We start from the raw sequence: 16,235 nt of genomic DNA on the forward strand, positions 1-16,235 counted from the left end.
TCGTCATGACGACCGGAGTCGTTCGCGCCGCCCTCGTCCAAACCAATTGGACGGGCGACAAAGAATCGATGATCAAGGCACACGAGGACTACGCTCGTGACGCCGCCGCCCAGGGTGCGAAGGTCATCTGCTTCCAGGAGCTGTTCTACGGGCCGTACTTCTGCCAGGTGCAGGACGCCGCGTTCTACGAGTACGCCGAGGCCATCCCGGGCCCGACGACCGAACGCTTCCAGGCCCTCGCCGCCGAGCTCGGCATGGTGATGATCCTGCCGATGTACGAGAAGGAGCAGGAGGGCGTCCTCTACAACACGGCCGCCGTCCTGGACGCCGACGGCACGTACCTCGGCAAGTACCGCAAGAACCACATCCCGCAGGTCAAGGGCTTCTGGGAGAAGTTCTACTTCCGTCCCGGCAACCTCGGCTACCCGGTGTTCGACACCGCGGTCGGCCGGGTCGGCGTCTACATCTGCTACGACCGGCACTTCCCGGAGGGCTGGCGGGCGCTCGGCCTCAACGGCGCGCAGATCGTCTTCAACCCGTCGGCGACCAGCCGGGGCCTGTCCAGCTATCTCTGGCAGCTGGAGCAGCCGGCCAGCGCGGTGGCGAACGAGTACTTCATCGGCGCGATCAACCGGGTCGGCGTCGAGGACCTGGGCGAGAACGACTTCTACGGGCAGACGTACTTCGTCGACCCGGAGGGCAAGTTCGTCGGCGAGGTCGGCGACACGCACAACCCCGAGCTGATCATCCGGGACCTGGACCTGAGCCTGCTCGGCACGGTCCGCGACCGCTGGCAGTTCTACCGCGACCGCCGCCCGGACAGCTACAACGGGCTGGTGCAACCGTGAGCATCCTGATCAAGGGTGGCACCGTGGTCGGGCCGACCGGGGCGAGCCCGGCCGACGTGCTGATCGACGGCGAGACCATCGTCGCGCTGTTCGCACCCGGCCAGGCGCCCGAGGGCCCCGAGGTCATCGACGCGACCGGCAAGTACGTGATCCCGGGCGCCATCGACGCGCACACCCACATGCAGATGCCGTTCGGCGGCACACAGGCCAGCGACACCTTCGACACCGGCACCAAGGCCGCGGCGATCGGCGGCACCACCACGATCATCGACTTCGCCATCCAGAAGTACGGCGAGGTGGTCCAGGACGGGCTGGCCGCCTGGCACGGCAAGACCGCCGACCAGTGCCACATCGACTACGGCTTCCACATGATCCTCGGCGGGGTCGACGACGACTCGCTCAAGGCCATGGACCAGCTCGTGGCGACCGAGGGCATCACCAGCTTCAAGCTGTTCATGGCGTACCCCGGGGTGTTCTACTCCGACGACGGTCAGATCCTGCGGGCGATGCAGAAGGCGCGCGACAACGGCGCGATGATCATGATGCACGCGGAGAACGGCCCGGCCATCGACGTGCTGGTGAAGCAGGCCCTGGAGCGCGGCGAGACGGATCCGAAGTTCCACGGCCTGACCCGGCCGCAGGAGCTCGAGGCGGAGGCCACCAGCCGGGCGATCTGGCTGGCCAGCGTCGCCGCCGACTGCCCGCTCTACATCGTGCACCTGTCCGCGTCGAAGGCCCTCGAGCAGGTGCGCAACGCCCGGGACCTGGGCCGCAACGTGTTCGCCGAGACCTGCCCGCAGTACCTCTACCTGACCCTGGAGGACCAGCTCGGCGCGCCCGGTTTCGAGGGCGCCAAGTGGGTCTGCTCCACCCCGCTGCGCAGCGGCGAGGAGAGCCACCGGGCCGATCTGTGGCAGGGCCTGCGCACCAACGACCTGTCCGTGGTGTCGACCGACCACTGCCCGTTCTGCATGAAGGATCAGAAGGAGATGGGCATCGGCGACTTCTCCAAGATCCCGAACGGCATCGGCAGCGTCGAGCACCGGGTGGACCTGCTCTACCAGGGCGTGGTCGACGGCAAGCTGTCGCTGGCCCGCTGGGTGGAGACGATCGCGACGACACCGGCCCGGATGTTCGGCATGTACCCGAGGAAGGGCATCATCGCGCCCGGCTCGGACGCCGACATCGTGCTCTACGACCCGAACGGGCGCACCCGGATCAGCGTCGAGACGCACCACATGAACATGGACTACTCGGCCTGGGAGGGCTGGGAGATCGACGGCAAGGTCGACACGGTCCTGTCCCGCGGCGAGGTGATCTCCCGGAACGGCGAGTACACCGGCCGTCCCGGCCGCGGGAAGTACGTCCCGCGCGGCCTCTCCGACTACCTGCTCTGAACGGAGGGCGCACATGGACATCGGTGTGGTGATGCAGAACGACCCACCCGCGCTCGCCCTCGTCGACTGGGCGAAGAAGGCCGAGGCGGCCGGCTTCAGCCACTTCTGGACGTTCGACTCACACGTGCTCTGGCAGGAGCCGTACGTGGTCTACTCGGCGATCCTCGGCGCGACCGAACGGATCGTGGTGGGGCCGATGGTGACCAACCCGGGCACCCGGGACTGGACGGTCACCGCCTCGACCTTCGCCACGCTCAACGAGATGTACGGCAACCGGACCGTCTGCGGCATCGGCCGGGGCGACTCGGCGCTGCGGGTCCTCGGCCTCACGCCGCAGACCCTCGGCCAGCTCCGGGAGAGCGTCCAGGTGATCAAGGGCCTGGGCAACGGGGAGAAGGTGACCGTCCGGGGCAACGAGATCCAGTTCGCCTGGGCCGCGGAGAGCAGCCTCGAGGTGTGGGTCGCGGCGTACGGTCCCAAGGCTCTGGCCCTGACCGGCGAGGTCGGTGACGGCTACATCCTGCAGCTCGCCGACCCGGACATCGCGGAATGGATGATCACGGCGGTGCGGCAGGCCGCGAAGAAGGCCGGGCGCGACCCGGAGTCGATCACGTTCTGCGTGGCGGCGCCGGCCTACGTCGGTGACGACCTGGCGCACGCCCGGGAGCAGACCCGCTGGTTCGGCGGGATGGTCGGCAACCACGTGGCCGACATCGTGGCCCGGTACGGCGAGGGCGGCGCGGTGCCGCAGGCGCTGACCGACTACATCAAGGCACGGCAGAGCTACGACTACGCCGAGCACGGACGGGCCGGCAACAGCCACACCACGTTCGTGCCGGACGAGATCGTGGACCGGTTCTGCATCCTGGGGCCGGTGGAGAACCACGTCAAACGCCTCGAACAGCTCAAGGCGCTCGGCGTGGACCAGTTCGCCGTCTACCTGCAGCACGACAACAAGGCCGAGACCCTCGCCGCCTACGGCGAGCACATCATCCCGGCGTTCTCGTGAGGCGCGCGCTCGCGATCCTGGCCGGCATCGTCACCCTGGCGCTGCTCTGGGAGGGCTACAAGGCGGTCGGCGACCCGGAGGGGACGGTGCTGTTCGGCGTACGGGTGCTGCCCCGCGCCGACGACCTCTCCATGCCGCACCTGTGGACCGTCCTGCAACGCCTGGGCCGGCCCGAGCTGGCCGGCGGTGACCCGGTGTGGCAGGTGGTGCTGCGCGCCTGCCTGTTCACGCTCGGGATCACCGCGGCCGGGTTCCTGGCCGGCACCCTGGTCGGGCTGCTGCTGGCGATGGCCATGCAGCGGTTCCGGATCGTCGAGCGCGGGCTTCTTCCGTACGTGATCCTGTCCCAGACCGTGCCACTGGTGGCTCTCGCGCCGCTGGTGGCCGGTTGGGGCGGCACGCTGATGCCGGCCTGGGCGACCGTCGCGGTGATCGCGGCGTACCTGGCCTTCTTCCCGGTCGCGGTCGGGATGCTGCGTGGCTTGCAGTCGCCGTCCGCCAGCGGCGCCGAGCTGATGCGCAGTTATGCCGCGGGGTGGTGGCGCACGCTGGTGAAGCTCCGCTTCCCGGCGGCGCTGCCCTACCTCTTCCCGGCGCTGCGGCTGGCCGGCGCGGCCGCCGTGGTCGGCGCGGTGGTCGGCGAGATCTCCACCGGCACCCGGGGCGGGATCGGCCGCCTGATCATCGAGTACTCCCGGGAGGCCACCTCGGATCCCGCCAAGGTCTACACGGCCATGCTCGGAGCGGCGCTGCTCGGGCTGGTCGTCGCGGGCGCCGTCAGTCTGCTGGAGGTGCCGCTGATGCGGCACCGCCGCCACGTGGAAGTGGTGACTCTGTGAGTGCCGTGGTCATCGACAACGTCGTGAAAATCTTCAACCAGGGCCGCGGCGACGAGGTCCTCGCGCTGTCCGACGTCGATCTCACCGTCGGCGACGGCGAGTTCGTCTCGCTGATCGGGCCGTCCGGCTGCGGCAAGAGCACCCTGCTCCGGCTGATCGCCGACCTGATCCCGGCGACCACCGGCACCGTCACGGTGGCCGGCAAACCCGCCGGGCAGGCCCGCCGCGAGCAGGCCTACGGTCTCGCCTTCCAGCAGGCCGGCCTCTTCGAGTGGCGCACGGTCCGCAAGAACGTGGAACTCCCCCTGGAGTTGCGCGGCATCGGCCGGGCCGAGCGCAGGACCCGCGCCGAACAGATGCTGGCGCTGGTCGGGCTCGCCGACTTCGCCGGGCACTACCCCGGCCAACTCTCCGGCGGCATGCAGCAGCGGGTGGCGATCGCCCGGGCCCTCGCCGTGCAGCCGCCGCTGCTGCTGATGGACGAGCCGTTCGGCGCGCTCGACGAGATGACCCGGGAGCATCTGCAGTCCGAGCTGCTGTCGATCTGCGCCACCACCGGGACCAGCACGGTCTTCGTCACCCACTCGATCTCCGAGGCGGTGTTCCTCTCCGACCGGGTGGTGGTGATGTCGGCCCGGCCCGGCCGGATCACCGCGTCGATCGCGGTCGACCTGCCGTCCCGGGACGACGCCGGCCGGCAGTCCCCGGCCTTCTTCGAGAAGATCACCGAGGTAAGCCAGGCCCTGCGAGGGGTTCCGGTGCCATGAGACGCGCCCTTCCCTCGCTGGTACCACCCCTGCTCTTCGGCATCCTGGCCCTGGCCGGCTGGGAGCTGTTCGTCCGGCTCGGCCGGGTCGCGCCGTTCATCCTGCCGGCGCCGTCGGCGATCTGGCACGAGCTGACCGTGCAGCGCGGCAACGTGTGGGACGCGGCGCTGGCCAGCGGCGCCAACGCGCTGATCGGCCTGGTCGTCGGCACCCTGATCGCGGTGCTCGCGGCGCTGGCCACCAGCCGGTTCCGGCTGCTCGGCGAGGTGTCGGTGCCGTTCGCCGCGGTGCTCAACGCGCTGCCGATCATCGCGCTCGCCCCGATCCTCAACAACATGTTCGAGTCGACCAGCAGCGTCCCCCGCCGGCTGGTCACCGCGATCGTGGTCTTCTTCCCGGTCTTCCTGAACACGCTGCGCGGCCTGCGCGAGGTGGACCCGGTGCATCAGGAGCTGATGCACACGTACGCGGCGAGCGGCTGGACGTTCGCGGTCAAGGTGCGGCTGCCCGGCGCCCTCGGTCACCTGTTCACCGGCCTGCGCCAGGCCTCGTCGCTCGCGGTGATCGCCGCGGTGGTCGCCGAGTACTTCGGCGGGCTGCAGGACGGGCTGGGCTCGCGGATCACCTCGGCGGCGGCGTTCACGGCGTACCCCCGGGCCTGGGCCTACGTGGCCGGCGCGTGCCTGCTCGGTCTGACTTTCTATCTGGTGACGCTGCTGTTGGAGCGTCTGGCGATGCCGTGGCGTCAGCGGCTGATCGCCTGATCCCCTCGTAACCTAACCGGAAGAGGACACTTTGCGACTGAATCGGATATTTACCGCTATTGCCGCCACTTCCGCCCTGGTGCTCGCCGGGTGCGGTACCGCCGACCCGGCCAGCACCCCCGCACCGGGCGCCAGCGGCGCGCTCACCCCGATCAAACTGCAGCTGCAGTGGTTCTTCCAGGCCCAGTTCGCCGGCTACATCGCCGCCGTGGACCAGGGCTTCTACCAGGAGCAGGGCCTCGACGTGCAGCTGCTCGAGGGCGGCGTGGACATCGTCCCGCAGACCGTGCTCGCCCAGGGCCGGGCCGACTACGCGGTGGCCTGGGTGCCGAAGGCCCTCGCGTCCCGGGAGCAGGGCGCCGGGATCACCGACGTCGGGCAGATCTTCGGCCGGTCCGGCACCTACCAGGTGGCCTGGAAGGACAGCGGCATCACCAAGGCCGCCGACCTCAAGGGCAAGAAGGTCGGCAACTGGGGCTTCGGCAACGAGTTCGAGCTGTTCGCCGGGATGACCAAGGCCGGGATCGACCCGGGCAAGGACGTCACCCTGGTGCAGCAGCAGTTCGACATGCAGGCGCTGCTGAAGAAGGAGATCGACGCCGCCCAGGCGATGAGCTACAACGAGTACGCCCAGCTCCTGGAGGCGAAGAACCCGAAGACCGGCAAGCAGTACACCGCCGACGACTTCTCGATCATCGATTGGAAGACCGAGGGCTCGTCGATGCTGCAGGACGCGGTCTGGGCGAACACCGAGAAGCTCAACGACCCGGCCTACCAGCAGCAGACGGTGAAGTTCCTGACCGCCACGATCAAGGGCTGGGCGTTCTGCCGGGACAACGCGGAGAAGTGCCGTGACCTGGTCGTCGCGAAGGGTTCCAAGCTCGGCAAGAGCCACCAGCTGTGGCAGATGAACGAGGTCAACAAGCTGGTCTGGCCGGCCACCGGCGGGATCGGCGTGATCGACGAGACGGCCTGGAACCAGACCGTGCAGCTCTCCCAGACCACCAAGAACCAGACCGGTGACACCGTGCTGACGAAGGCGCCGGAGGGCCTGGCCTACACGAACGACTACATCAAGCAGGCGATCGAGCAGGCAAAGACCGCCGGCGTGGACGTCAACGGCACCGGTTTCCAGCCGGCGACCGTGACCCTGAACGAGGGTGGAAGTTGAGCTAGATCGGCATGAGGCGAGCCGCGAGGGCGACCGTGGTCAGGTCGCCCTCGCGCAGCTTCGCCGCCGCGTCCGCCTCGCCGAGCCCGGCCAGCCGCACCGCCGACGCGTCGATCAGCGACTCCTCGCCGTCCAGCAGCCGGCGGGCCAGCCGGGCCTGCGCCGGGCTGAGCTCCGCGTAGGCGCACCGGTCCAGCGCGGTGATGGTGTCGTCGTCCAGCTCGCCGGCCATCGCCCGCTCGGTGACCACCTTCAGCAGCCAGCTCGGCCACCACGAGTACTTGCCCACCACCTGGCCGGAGTGCAGGGCCAGCCGCGGGTCCTGCCCGGCGGAGAGCAGCTTGACCGCGAGGTTCGTGTCGAACCGCTCCAGCCGCAGCGCCGCCACGAACGACCGCAGGATCACCTGCGGCTTCAGGAACGGCTCGGACGCGTGCGCCGCGTCGCCGGTCCGGCCCTGCAGCAGGTAGATCAGCGCCCGCGCCTCGCGCAGCTCGAACCCGTCGCTCGACCGCTCCTCGAGCCGGTCGACGGTGGCGGCCAGCCGGGCCACCGCCTGCTCGGCCCGCACCGACAGCTCCTCGCTGGCCGGCTTGTTCAGGAACCGCACCATGATGTTCAGCGCGATCTCGGCCTCCCGGCGCAGCAGCGGCGACGGGATCTTCGCAACGATCTCGTCGCCCAGGCTCTCGGTCAGAGAGCCCAGGTCGAATCTCTCGGAGACCTGCTGGAACTGGTCCCACCACGACGCGGGGTGCTGCTGCGGCTGTCGGATCACGTGACCAAGCGTGACCCGTTTACTACCGAGCGACAAGCGTTTTGGGCATCATGCGGGGTGCGAACGATCACCGGCGGAAGATGTCAGACCGGCCGGGTCCAGCAGACCGGCCTTGACGACGACCCGGCTCAGCGGCCGGGTCAGCTCGGCCAGCCGAAGGCACCCCGCGTCACCCAGAGTGGCGTAGGCGGGCTCGGCCAACCGGTCGGTGGTCGCCTCCAGCTCGGCGCCGAGCCGACGGCCCTCGTCGGAGAGCTCGTCGCCGGCCAGCAGCCCGCGCTCGCGCAGCCCGTCGGCGGCGGCCGCCCACTGCTCCGGCTTCCACCCCCGGGAGGCCAGCAGGAACCGGCCGGTGACCTGGTCGGCGGCCCCCTTCAGGACGATCGACTCCAGGCCGCTGATCCCGGCGGCCAGCAGCGCCGCGATGTGCCCGTCGCCGCGGAACTCGCGCAGCAGCATGTGCGCGTGGAAGAGCACCAGGTGCGGTGCGTCCGGCCAGGGCAGCTCGGCGTGCGCGGCGAACAGCGGCCGGCCGTGCGGCCTGGTGGCCGCGTGCAGCGCCGCCGTCCGGGCCAGCTCGGCCGCCTCGGCCACCTCCGGGCCGGCCAGCGTCGCGACGCCCAGCGCCCGGGTCAGCGCGGCGTCCGCGACCGCCAGGCGGGTGGCCACCATCTGCTCCGGGGTCACCGTGTCCCACGCGGCCGGGACGGTCTTGGCGATCACGGCCGGGTTGAAGTTGTAGAACGTGGCGGCCACCAGCGCCGCGCCCGCCGGGCCCAGGGCGGCGGCGCGAGCGGCGAAGTAGCCGCCCATCGGGTGCAGCCCCAGCCGGGCGTAGGCCGCCGGGCCCTCCGGCACCAGGTAGACACAGGCGTGCAGCGGCTCGGTGACCCGCCAGGCCAGGCGGGACGGGCTCTCGGTCACGGTTCCCACGGCAGCTCCTCGGCTTCGGTGACGACGGGCGCGGACCCGGAGTGCTCCGGGGCAGGTCGTTCGGACACGGTAGACCAGCGACCCGACCGGCGAGCTGCCTGGACGGTCACCAGGTGCACCGGCAGCGGCGGCGGCACGAACGGGCCGATGCCCCAGCGCACCCAGATCGCCACCCGGCCGGCGGCGGCCTCGGCGAGCAGCTTGTCGACGGTGCGCTGCCGGTCCAGCCGGTCCACCTCGACCGCGATCGGGGCGGCGCCGCCGGGGCGGGCGCAGGCCACGTCGAGCACCGAGTTGCCGCGCAACGGCGGCGGCAGCGGGACGACGCTGGGCGCGCGGCGGTAGACCCGCCACTGCTGCCAGGTGGCCCACTCCTCGATCGCGGCGAGGATCCGGGCGGTGGCCTCGTCCGCGGTCAGGTCGGCGAAGGTCAGCCGCTCCAGCCAGGTGGCGAGGGAGTGTGCCGTAGAGGTGCCGTCGTCCGCCGTGTCCATTGTCCGTACCCTATCGGGGTCCGGATTTTTATCTTGTCAGGCGGCCGCGGGCAGATCCTTGTCCACCGTCATGACCGCGGACGGGTGCCGGACCTGCGCGGCGAGCAGCGCGGTGAAGTCCTCGGCGCTGACCGGACGGCCCAGGTGATAGCCCTGGCCGACGGTGTAGCCGAGCCTGAGCAGCCGGTCCGCCTGCTCCTGGTTCTCGATGCCCTCGGCGACCGTGTCCAGGCCCAGCGCGTCGGCGAGCTGGACGACCGCCCGGGCCACCGCCTGCCGGGCACCGGCCGCCGCACTGCCCGGCTCGTCGACCTCGATGTTGTCGACGAACGACTTGTCCAGCTTGACGATCGCGGCCGGGAACGCGCGCAGCAGGCTGAGTGACGACTCGCCGGTGCCGAAGTCGTCCAGGGCCAGCCGCACCCCCATGTCGTGCACCTCGTGCAGCACCTTGAGCACCTGGTGGCCGCGCAGCACGGCGGACTCGGTCAGCTCGAGCACCAGCCGGTTCGCCGGCAGGCCGGTGTCGGCGAGCGCGGCCCGCACGTCGGCGACGAAGTCCGGGTCGTGCAGCTGGCGCACCGACACGTTCGGCGAGGCCTTGCGCAGCGCGTCCGGGCCGAACTCGGCGAGCCACGCGGCGGCCTGCCGGCACGTCTCGCGCAGCACCCAGCGGCCCAGCGGCACGATCAGCCCGGTCCGTTCGGCGGCCGGGATGAAGTCGATCGGCGGCACCGTGCCGCGCTCCGGGTGCACCCAGCGCACCAGCGCCTCCACGCCGACCACCCGGCCGTCACGCAGGTCCACCAGCGGCTGGTAGACCAGCCGGAACTCGCCGGCGTCCAGGGCCCGGCGCAGGTCGCCGCCGAGCTGGGCGTGCGCCTGGGCGGGCTTCTCCATGCCGGGGGCGTACCGGATCCAGTTGGCCTTGCCGCGCTGTTTCGCGGTGTACATCGCGGCGTCCGCGTCGCGCAGCAGGTTCCGGGCCGCGGTGCCGGCCGGCGCCGACGCGATGCCGGCGCTCGCGTGCACCAGCAGCCGGTGCCCACTGATCGGTGCGGCGATCGCCGTCATGATCCGCCGCGCCACCGCCTCGTCGACGCCGGGCGTGGTGACCAGCACCGCGAACTCGTCACCGGCCAGCCGGGCCGGTTCGCCGTCCGCGCCGGCCGCGACCCGCAGCGTCGCGGCGAACGCGATCAGCAGTTCGTCGCCGACGTCGTGGCCGAGTGAGTCGTTCACCGCGTTGAAGTCGTCCAGGTCGACCAGCAGCACGGTGGCGCCGGTGGTGGCCAGCGCGACGTCCAGGCGCTCGCGGAACAGCACCCGGTTGCCGAGGCCGGTCAGCGCGTCGTGGGTGGCGTCGTACTGCAGCCGGGCCTCGGAGGCCTCCCGCTCGTGCAGCAGCCGGGTGTTGTCCCGGTTGACCACCCACTGGCGGACCGACACCAGCGTGCTGACCAGGGCGGCGCCGCCGATGACCAGCCGGCCCTCGCCGATCGTGTCCAGCCGGGGCTCACCGAACAGCACCTGCGCGAGCGGCACGTCGGCGGCCAGCATGGCCAGGTACGGCAACCACGAGTCGGACCGCAGCGTACGGGCGACCGGCGCGTGCCGCTGACGCAGCGCGGCCAGCGTGATCAGCACCGGCACCAGGGGCAGCAGCACCGCCTGGGCCGGGATCGAGCCGTCCTCCGGCCGGGCGACGGCGAGCAGCGCGAACGCCGCCGCGACCAGCCCGGTGCCGGCCACCAACCGGACCGCGGTGCGATCCACCGGCCCGCCCGGGATGTACGACACCTTGGTGACCGCGCCGGCCGCGAACAGGAACGCCATCAGCACCACGGCGAGCACCCCGGTGCTCCAGCGCTGCTCCGCGGCGAACATCGGGTACAACCCGAAGTGCCCGAGCAGCACGGCGCAGCCGAGGAACGCGATCGACCGGTCCAGCCACTGCCGGCCCCGCTCGGCCCAGCTGGTCACGCCGAGCGGCACGGCGCCGACCCCGATCATCGCGGCCAGCAGTCCGAGACCGATCAGCACGGTGCTGGGCAGCGGCAGGTACGGCAGCGCCGGCGACGAGCGGAACGCCGCGACGGCCAGGACCGCGTACCCGGCGGTGAGCAGCACCGTGGCGACCTCGAGCAGCAGCCAGAAGCGGCGGCCGGCCGGGGGCAGCACGACGTCGCGGCGCAACGCGTGCACCGCGGGGACGGCGATCGCGCCGGCGATCGGCATGACCAGGTAGGCCAGGGCGGCCGGGCCGGTCGGGGCCAGGCACCACCAGACGTACCAGAGCACGCCGGTCAGGGCGGTGGCGCCGCTGAGCGCGGCGTAGCGCCAGTGCCGCTCCCCGGTCACCGGGTGAGCTCCCGGGACCGCTGCTTGTCGGCGTACATCCGCAGGTCGGCGACGTGCAGCAGGTTGTCCGGCTGGTCGGCCGGGCCGGACGCCACCCCGATGCTGGTGCCCACCGTGAGCATCCGGCCGCCGAGCTCGACCGGCACGGCCAGCGCCGCGCGCAGCCGGGCGCCGATCCGGTTCGCCTCGTCCTGCCCGGCGCCGACCAGCACGGCGAACTCGTCGCCGCCCAGCCGCGCCGCCAGGTCGTCCGGCCCGCCGCTGGCCAGCAGTTGCGCGGCCACGTGCCGCAGCACCGCGTCGCCGGTGGCGTGCCCGTAGGTGTCGTTGATCTGTTTGAACCCGTTCAGGTCGACGAGCAGCACCGCCACCTCGCCGGCGCCGGACTCGCCGATCCGGTCGGTGAACAACCGGCGGTTCGCCAGCCCGGTCAGCGCGTCGTGACCGGCCTGGAACCGCAGCCGTTCACGCAGCTCGCGCTCCTCGGTCATGTCCCGGGCGTTGATCACCACGCCGCTGATCCCGCGCTCGGCGACCAGGTTCACCCCGACCACGGAGAGCCAGCGCCAGCTGTCGTCCTCGTGCTGCACCCGCATCTCGAAGGCCACCTTGGCGCCCGGGGTGGCGTACACCCCGGCCATCTCGGCGGCGACCCGGTCCGCGTCGTCCGGGTGGATCATGTCGAGCATCTGCCGGCCGACGTACTCGTCGAGGGTGCCCCCGATGATCCGTTCGACGGCCGGGTTCAGGTACTTCACGATGCCGTCGGTCCGTACGATCGCGGTGATGTCGGACGCGTGCCGCAGCAGCGCCTCCTGCCGGCGCTCCCGGCGCCGGATCTCGGCCAGGCTCTCGTCGAGCTGATCGAGCAGGGTGTTGTTCTCGGCCAGCGCGAGCAGCTGCCGGGCCACCACCAGCGCCACGTTGATCAGCAGCCCGGCCAGCGCGCCCCAGGCCGACAGCCCGAGTCCCTGGGTGAGCAGGGTGATCACCAGAGTGCCGGCGCAGACCACCGTGCCCAGGTACGGCAGCGGGCTGTACCGCCGCCCGGAGCCGGCCTCCCGGCGGGCCGTCTCGCCCCGCCCGGCCCGCGCCTCCAGCAGCTGCAGCCGCGGCGCCGCGACCATCAGCAGGCACGGGCCGAGCACCAGCAACGACGGGACGATCACCCCGCTGACGCTGGCGGTGGGCAGCAGCACGTTGCCGATCGCCTGCACCGCGGTGGAGGCGACGATCGGGACGGCGGCCGGCATGGCGATCGGGCTCGACCCGCTCAGGCCGACCTTCACGGTCAGGAAGCCACCGCAGAGCACCACGCCGCAGCCGAACAGCGCGGAGACGTACCCGGCCGCGCCGGCGTCGCCGATCGAGGTGCGGGTCAGCAGGGCCCAGACCACCACGCCGGCCGCGGTGTTCACCGTCGCGGCGTCCAGCGTGACCCGGATCCGGCTGCCCCGCGACCACACCTGACCGGGGTGGAACAGGGCGACGCCGACGACCATCAGCACGCCGGCCACGCCGAGCAGCTGCTGCGCGGGGTGGAAGACGAACGTGTCGCGGCCCGGCTCGGACAGCACGTAGCCCAGCTGGGTGACGTCACCGGCCGCGAAGACCAGCCCGGCGAGGCCCATCACCCGCCAGAACCGCCGGCTCGCCGGGGTGAGCGCGAGCGTGCGCCACACCTGCCGGGACAGCGCGAACAGCGCCAGGTCGGTGAGCGGCGCGACGACCCAGCAGAGCAGCAGTTTCTCCCGGGTGGTGCCCAGATCGAGGGCGTAGCCACCGAGGACGACCAGGGCCGACAGGACCAACGGGGCCAGCACCGGATCACGCCAGCGCATGCCTCACCCCCTACCGCACCCGAGTCACATCCGTCCTTGCAGCGATCGGCCCGGGAGGGGCGGTTGTTAGCGTTTTCTGCGCGCCGACCTGACCCTTCCTACGCGCCGGCCTGTCCCAGATCGGTCAGGCGCTCCTGGAGGACGGCGGCCTGACCGGCGGTCAGCCCGCCCTCGCCGAGCCGCTGCCGGACCTTCTTGCGGAGCAGGTCGACCTCGCCCGGCACGTCCGGATCGTCGGAGACGGCGAGCTGGCCGAGGATGTTGCGGAAGTCCTGGGCGACGTCCGGCCGGATGTCACCGGACTGCTCCCCCTTCTCCACGGCGTCCTGCACCCGGCCCAGCGCGACGTCGACGGTCAGCGGGGCAGCGGTCCGCTCCACCGTCACCTTCGCCGACGCCGACGCCGACGCCGACGGGCTCGGCGCAGGCGGCGCGACGGACGGCACGACCGACGGCGCCACCGACGGCACGACCGGCGGCTGGGGCTGCGCGGCCAGGTCGTCGTCGGCCTGCGACACCACGTGCACCAGGGCCAGGAACGCGACAGCGGTCGCGCCCAGCGCCGCCCCCACCGCGATCTTGCGGCCGCGGCTGTTCCGCACCGCCGGCGTCTCGGCCGGCACCCGGGCGTGCCCGGTGGGGCGGGCGCCGGGCAGCGGCACGGTCGGCGCCTTGTTGTCCTCGGACGGTGCCAGCTCGGCGAGCACCTTCCACGCCTCGGCCGCGGACGGCCGGCGTTCCGGGTCGTCGAGCAGGCAGCGCTGGATCAGGTCGACGAGCGGGGTGGGCAGGCCACCGGGCAGCGGCGTCGGGCCGGACTGCCGGGCGATCGCCAGCTCCTCCCAGGTGTCCACGCTGTAGGGCGGCTCCCCGGCGACCATCTCGAAGAGCAGCACGCCCAGCCCGTACAGGTCGGTGGCCGGCTCGGCGGGCTCGCCGTCCAGGCGTTCCGGCGCGGCGTAGGCCGGTGTGCCGAACGTGGCGCCGGTGTCGTCGTCGTCCGGTTCGCCGGCGGTGGCGCTGATCCCGAAGTCGAGCAGCTTCACACCGCCCTTGCAGAGCATCACGTTGCCCGGCTTGATGTCGCGGTGCACCACCCCGGCGGCGTGCGCGGCGGCGAGCGCTCCGGCCACCGCGGCGCCGACGGCGGCGGCGGCCGGCCACGGCACCGGGCCGTCGCAGAGCCGGGCCGCCACGGTCTCCCCGGAGAGCAGCTCCATCACCACGAACGGCACGACCGAACCGTCCGGCCGCACCGCCTCGCGGTAGTCGTGCACGGCCGCGATCCCCGGGTGCGAGAGCCGCGCCGCGAGCCGGGCCTCCCGCCACGCGAGGTGCGCGGCCCGGACGTCACCGGCCGGGAGTTTGACCGCCACCGGACGGTCGAGCAGCTCATCGGTGGCCCGCCAGACCTGCGCCATGCCGCCCGTCTCGAGCAACGTGACGAGGCGGTACCGCGAGACCAGGAGGGCACCCGGCGCCGGCCATACATCGTGCATGCCGGAACATTCGCCCACGCCGGTCGCTGTGTCAACCGCAGGAGGGTTTTCCCAGGCGAGCGTCAAAATCAAGATCACAAAACCGATGTCGTGCGTCCGCCGGGGTGCAGATCGCCGCTCCCGCCGGGACCCCTGCGGGCTCCGCAGGGCGCTGGCGCGCCCAGAACGCGAAGCCCTCCGGGGCGACGTCCGTGGGTGGTCCCGGTCAGACCCCCGCGAGGCCGCCACCACGCCGGGCCCAGCCGCGCCGCACGGTCACCGGCTGGTTCTCAGGGGTGCCTCCGGCACCCCGAGAGACCCCTCACGACCAGCCGGCGGCCCTTCGGGCGCGCCGCGGCCCGGACCGGCAGCCACCTCGCACGAGACCGTCACGGGACGTGGCTCGTAGCCTGCGGGCGGGCGCTCCCTATCCGTACCGAAAAAAGGGTTAAGCGCTGCCACGCAGGATCAGGCGGGTGGGCATGACCGTCTCGCGCTCGACCGGCTCCTCGCCGTCCAGCTTCGCCAGCAGCAGCCGGACCGTCTCCTGGCCCATCTGCTCGACCGGCTGGTAGACGCTGGTCAGCGGCGGATCGGTGTGCCGGGCGATCACCGAGTCGTCGAAGCCGATCACGGCGACGTCCTCCGGCACCCGGCGGCCCGCGCGGCGCAGCACCCGCAGCGCACCGGCCGCCATCATGTCCGAGGCCGCGAACACCGCGTCCAGCTGCGGATAGTTGGTGAGCAGCCACTCCATCGCCATCGCGCCGCTGATCTCGCCGAAGTCGCCGGCCGCGGCCGGGCCGTCGCCGACCACGTCGCGGTAGCCCTGGTAGCGGGCCACGCCGGGGGCCATGTCCATCGGGCCGGTGATCGTGGCGATGCAGCGGCGGCCCTGCTCACGCAGGTAGGACACCGCGGCCCGGGCGCCGCCCCGGTTGTCCGCGTCGACGAAGCTGACCGGTTCCGGGTGGACCGGGCGACCGACCCGGACCGTCGGCACGCCGCGCTCCTCGAGCAGCGCCGGCAGCGGATCGTCGCCGTGCAGCGACAGCAGCAGCGCGCCGTCGACGTGCTGGCGGGTCAGGTAGCCCTCGAGCTGGCGGCGTTCCTCCGGGGCCTGCGCGATCATCAGGACCATCTGCAGGTTCCGGGCGACCAGCACGGACGAGACGGACTGCACGATCCGGCCGAAGAACGGCTCGGCGAAGAACCGCTCACCCGACTCGAAGACGACCAGGGCGATCGAGTCGGTGCGCTGGGTGACGAGCGCGCGGGCCGCGCGGTTCGGCACGTAGCCCAGGTCCTCGATGGCGTCCTGGACGAGTTTGCGGGCTTTCGGGCTGACCTGGGCCGACCCGTTCACCACCCGGGAGACGGTGCCCCGGCCGACGCCGGCTCGCGCCGCGACCTCCTCCAGGGTCGGCCGCCCGGCCGAACGGTTGCTGTGGTCCCTCATGGCCAGCCGTCCTTTCCGCGTCACCGGCTGGAGACAAGGTACAACCGCCGAGCCGCCGGGCCGATGATTCTAGTGGTCGACTTTCGGACCGCGGGA

14 protein-coding genes are annotated in these 16,235 nt (G+C 72.0%); 7 read left to right on the plus strand and 7 right to left on the minus strand.

The window, feature by feature from the left end; translation table 11 throughout:
- Positions 1-5 precede the first annotated feature (5 nt).
- From Apa02nite_RS38360 to Apa02nite_RS38390, 7 genes are read left to right on the plus strand one after another with little or no spacing between them, the layout of a single operon-like run.
- Complete coding sequence (locus Apa02nite_RS38360) at positions 6-848, plus strand: nitrilase-related carbon-nitrogen hydrolase (RefSeq protein ID WP_203829418.1); 843 nt, start codon at positions 6-8, stop codon at positions 846-848.
- The gene (gene hydA / locus Apa02nite_RS38365) at positions 845-2,245 is read left to right on the plus strand and encodes a dihydropyrimidinase (protein WP_203829419.1); all 1,401 of its coding nucleotides are present in this window, start codon (positions 845-847) and stop codon (positions 2,243-2,245) included. Before Apa02nite_RS38360 ends, hydA begins: the two co-directional genes overlap by 4 nt.
- A 13-nt stretch (positions 2,246-2,258) precedes the next feature.
- The gene (locus Apa02nite_RS38370) at positions 2,259-3,254 is read left to right on the plus strand and encodes a TIGR03842 family LLM class F420-dependent oxidoreductase (RefSeq protein WP_203829420.1); all 996 of its coding nucleotides are present in this window, start codon (positions 2,259-2,261) and stop codon (positions 3,252-3,254) included.
- Entirely contained in the window at positions 3,251-4,093 is an 843-nt protein-coding gene (locus Apa02nite_RS38375; RefSeq protein ID WP_067696363.1) for an ABC transporter permease, read from the plus strand. The genes Apa02nite_RS38370 and Apa02nite_RS38375 overlap by 4 nt, the downstream gene beginning before the upstream one ends.
- The gene (locus Apa02nite_RS38380; protein WP_203829421.1) at positions 4,090-4,860 is read left to right on the plus strand and encodes an ABC transporter ATP-binding protein; all 771 of its coding nucleotides are present in this window, start codon (positions 4,090-4,092) and stop codon (positions 4,858-4,860) included. The genes Apa02nite_RS38375 and Apa02nite_RS38380 overlap by 4 nt, the downstream gene beginning before the upstream one ends.
- The gene (locus Apa02nite_RS38385) at positions 4,857-5,624 is read left to right on the plus strand and encodes an ABC transporter permease (RefSeq protein ID WP_203829422.1); all 768 of its coding nucleotides are present in this window, start codon (positions 4,857-4,859) and stop codon (positions 5,622-5,624) included. Before Apa02nite_RS38380 ends, Apa02nite_RS38385 begins: the two co-directional genes overlap by 4 nt.
- Positions 5,625-5,655: 31 nt before the next feature.
- Positions 5,656-6,795: an ABC transporter substrate-binding protein gene (locus Apa02nite_RS38390; protein WP_203829423.1), complete on the plus strand. Its 1,140-nt coding sequence runs from the start codon at positions 5,656-5,658 to the stop codon at positions 6,793-6,795.
- A gap of 1 nt (position 6,796) precedes the next feature.
- On the opposite strand, the gene Apa02nite_RS38395 is transcribed toward Apa02nite_RS38390, so the two are convergent.
- The 7 genes from Apa02nite_RS38395 to Apa02nite_RS38425 all read right to left on the minus strand — a co-directional run bounded on the left by Apa02nite_RS38395 (position 6,797) and on the right by Apa02nite_RS38425 (position 16,139).
- Positions 6,797-7,573 carry a hypothetical protein gene (locus Apa02nite_RS38395; protein WP_203829424.1) on the minus strand — a complete coding sequence of 259 codons (777 nt, stop codon included), beginning with the start codon at positions 7,571-7,573 and terminating at the stop codon, positions 6,797-6,799.
- 48 nt (positions 7,574-7,621) lie between these two features.
- Complete coding sequence (locus tag Apa02nite_RS52060; RefSeq protein ID WP_203829425.1) at positions 7,622-8,506, minus strand: SCO6745 family protein; 885 nt, start codon at positions 8,504-8,506, stop codon at positions 7,622-7,624.
- Complete coding sequence (locus Apa02nite_RS38405) at positions 8,494-9,000, minus strand: hypothetical protein (RefSeq protein WP_203829426.1); 507 nt, start codon at positions 8,998-9,000, stop codon at positions 8,494-8,496. Before Apa02nite_RS38405 ends, Apa02nite_RS52060 begins: the two co-directional genes overlap by 13 nt.
- 36 nt (positions 9,001-9,036) lie before the next feature.
- Positions 9,037-11,361, minus strand: a complete 2,325-nt coding sequence (locus Apa02nite_RS38410) for a putative bifunctional diguanylate cyclase/phosphodiesterase (RefSeq protein WP_203829427.1) — start codon at positions 11,359-11,361, stop codon at positions 9,037-9,039.
- On the minus strand, positions 11,358-13,202 hold the full coding sequence (locus tag Apa02nite_RS38415) for a sensor domain-containing diguanylate cyclase (protein WP_203829428.1): 1,845 nt from the start codon (positions 13,200-13,202) through the stop codon (positions 11,358-11,360). Before Apa02nite_RS38415 ends, Apa02nite_RS38410 begins: the two co-directional genes overlap by 4 nt.
- Before the next feature lie 98 nt (positions 13,203-13,300).
- On the minus strand, positions 13,301-14,701 hold the full coding sequence (locus tag Apa02nite_RS38420; RefSeq protein WP_203829429.1) for a serine/threonine-protein kinase: 1,401 nt from the start codon (positions 14,699-14,701) through the stop codon (positions 13,301-13,303).
- Positions 14,702-15,128: 427 nt separating this feature from the next.
- Positions 15,129-16,139, minus strand: a complete 1,011-nt coding sequence (locus Apa02nite_RS38425) for a LacI family DNA-binding transcriptional regulator (protein ID WP_067696387.1) — start codon at positions 16,137-16,139, stop codon at positions 15,129-15,131.
- Positions 16,140-16,235: the final 96 nt, after the last annotated feature.

Origin of the sequence: Actinoplanes palleronii (assembly GCF_016862315.1) — a bacterium.
In the GTDB taxonomy this organism is placed as follows: domain Bacteria; phylum Actinomycetota; class Actinomycetes; order Mycobacteriales; family Micromonosporaceae; genus Actinoplanes; species Actinoplanes palleronii.

What these genes read in the sequence shown, in the direction of transcription:
- Apa02nite_RS38405 (WP_203829426.1), bottom strand. Translation starts at nt 9,000, where the DNA reads ATGGACACGGCGGACGACGGCACCTCTACGGCACACTCCCTCGCCACC.
- Apa02nite_RS38360 (WP_203829418.1), top strand. Translation starts at nt 6, where the DNA reads ATGACGACCGGAGTCGTTCGCGCCGCCCTCGTCCAAACCAATTGGACG.
- Apa02nite_RS38425 (WP_067696387.1), bottom strand. Translation starts at nt 16,139, where the DNA reads ATGAGGGACCACAGCAACCGTTCGGCCGGGCGGCCGACCCTGGAGGAG.
- Apa02nite_RS38370 (WP_203829420.1), top strand. Translation starts at nt 2,259, where the DNA reads ATGGACATCGGTGTGGTGATGCAGAACGACCCACCCGCGCTCGCCCTC.
- Apa02nite_RS38385 (WP_203829422.1), top strand. Translation starts at nt 4,857, where the DNA reads ATGAGACGCGCCCTTCCCTCGCTGGTACCACCCCTGCTCTTCGGCATC.
- Apa02nite_RS38415 (WP_203829428.1), bottom strand. Translation starts at nt 13,202, where the DNA reads ATGCGCTGGCGTGATCCGGTGCTGGCCCCGTTGGTCCTGTCGGCCCTG.
- Apa02nite_RS38420 (WP_203829429.1), bottom strand. Translation starts at nt 14,701, where the DNA reads ATGCACGATGTATGGCCGGCGCCGGGTGCCCTCCTGGTCTCGCGGTAC.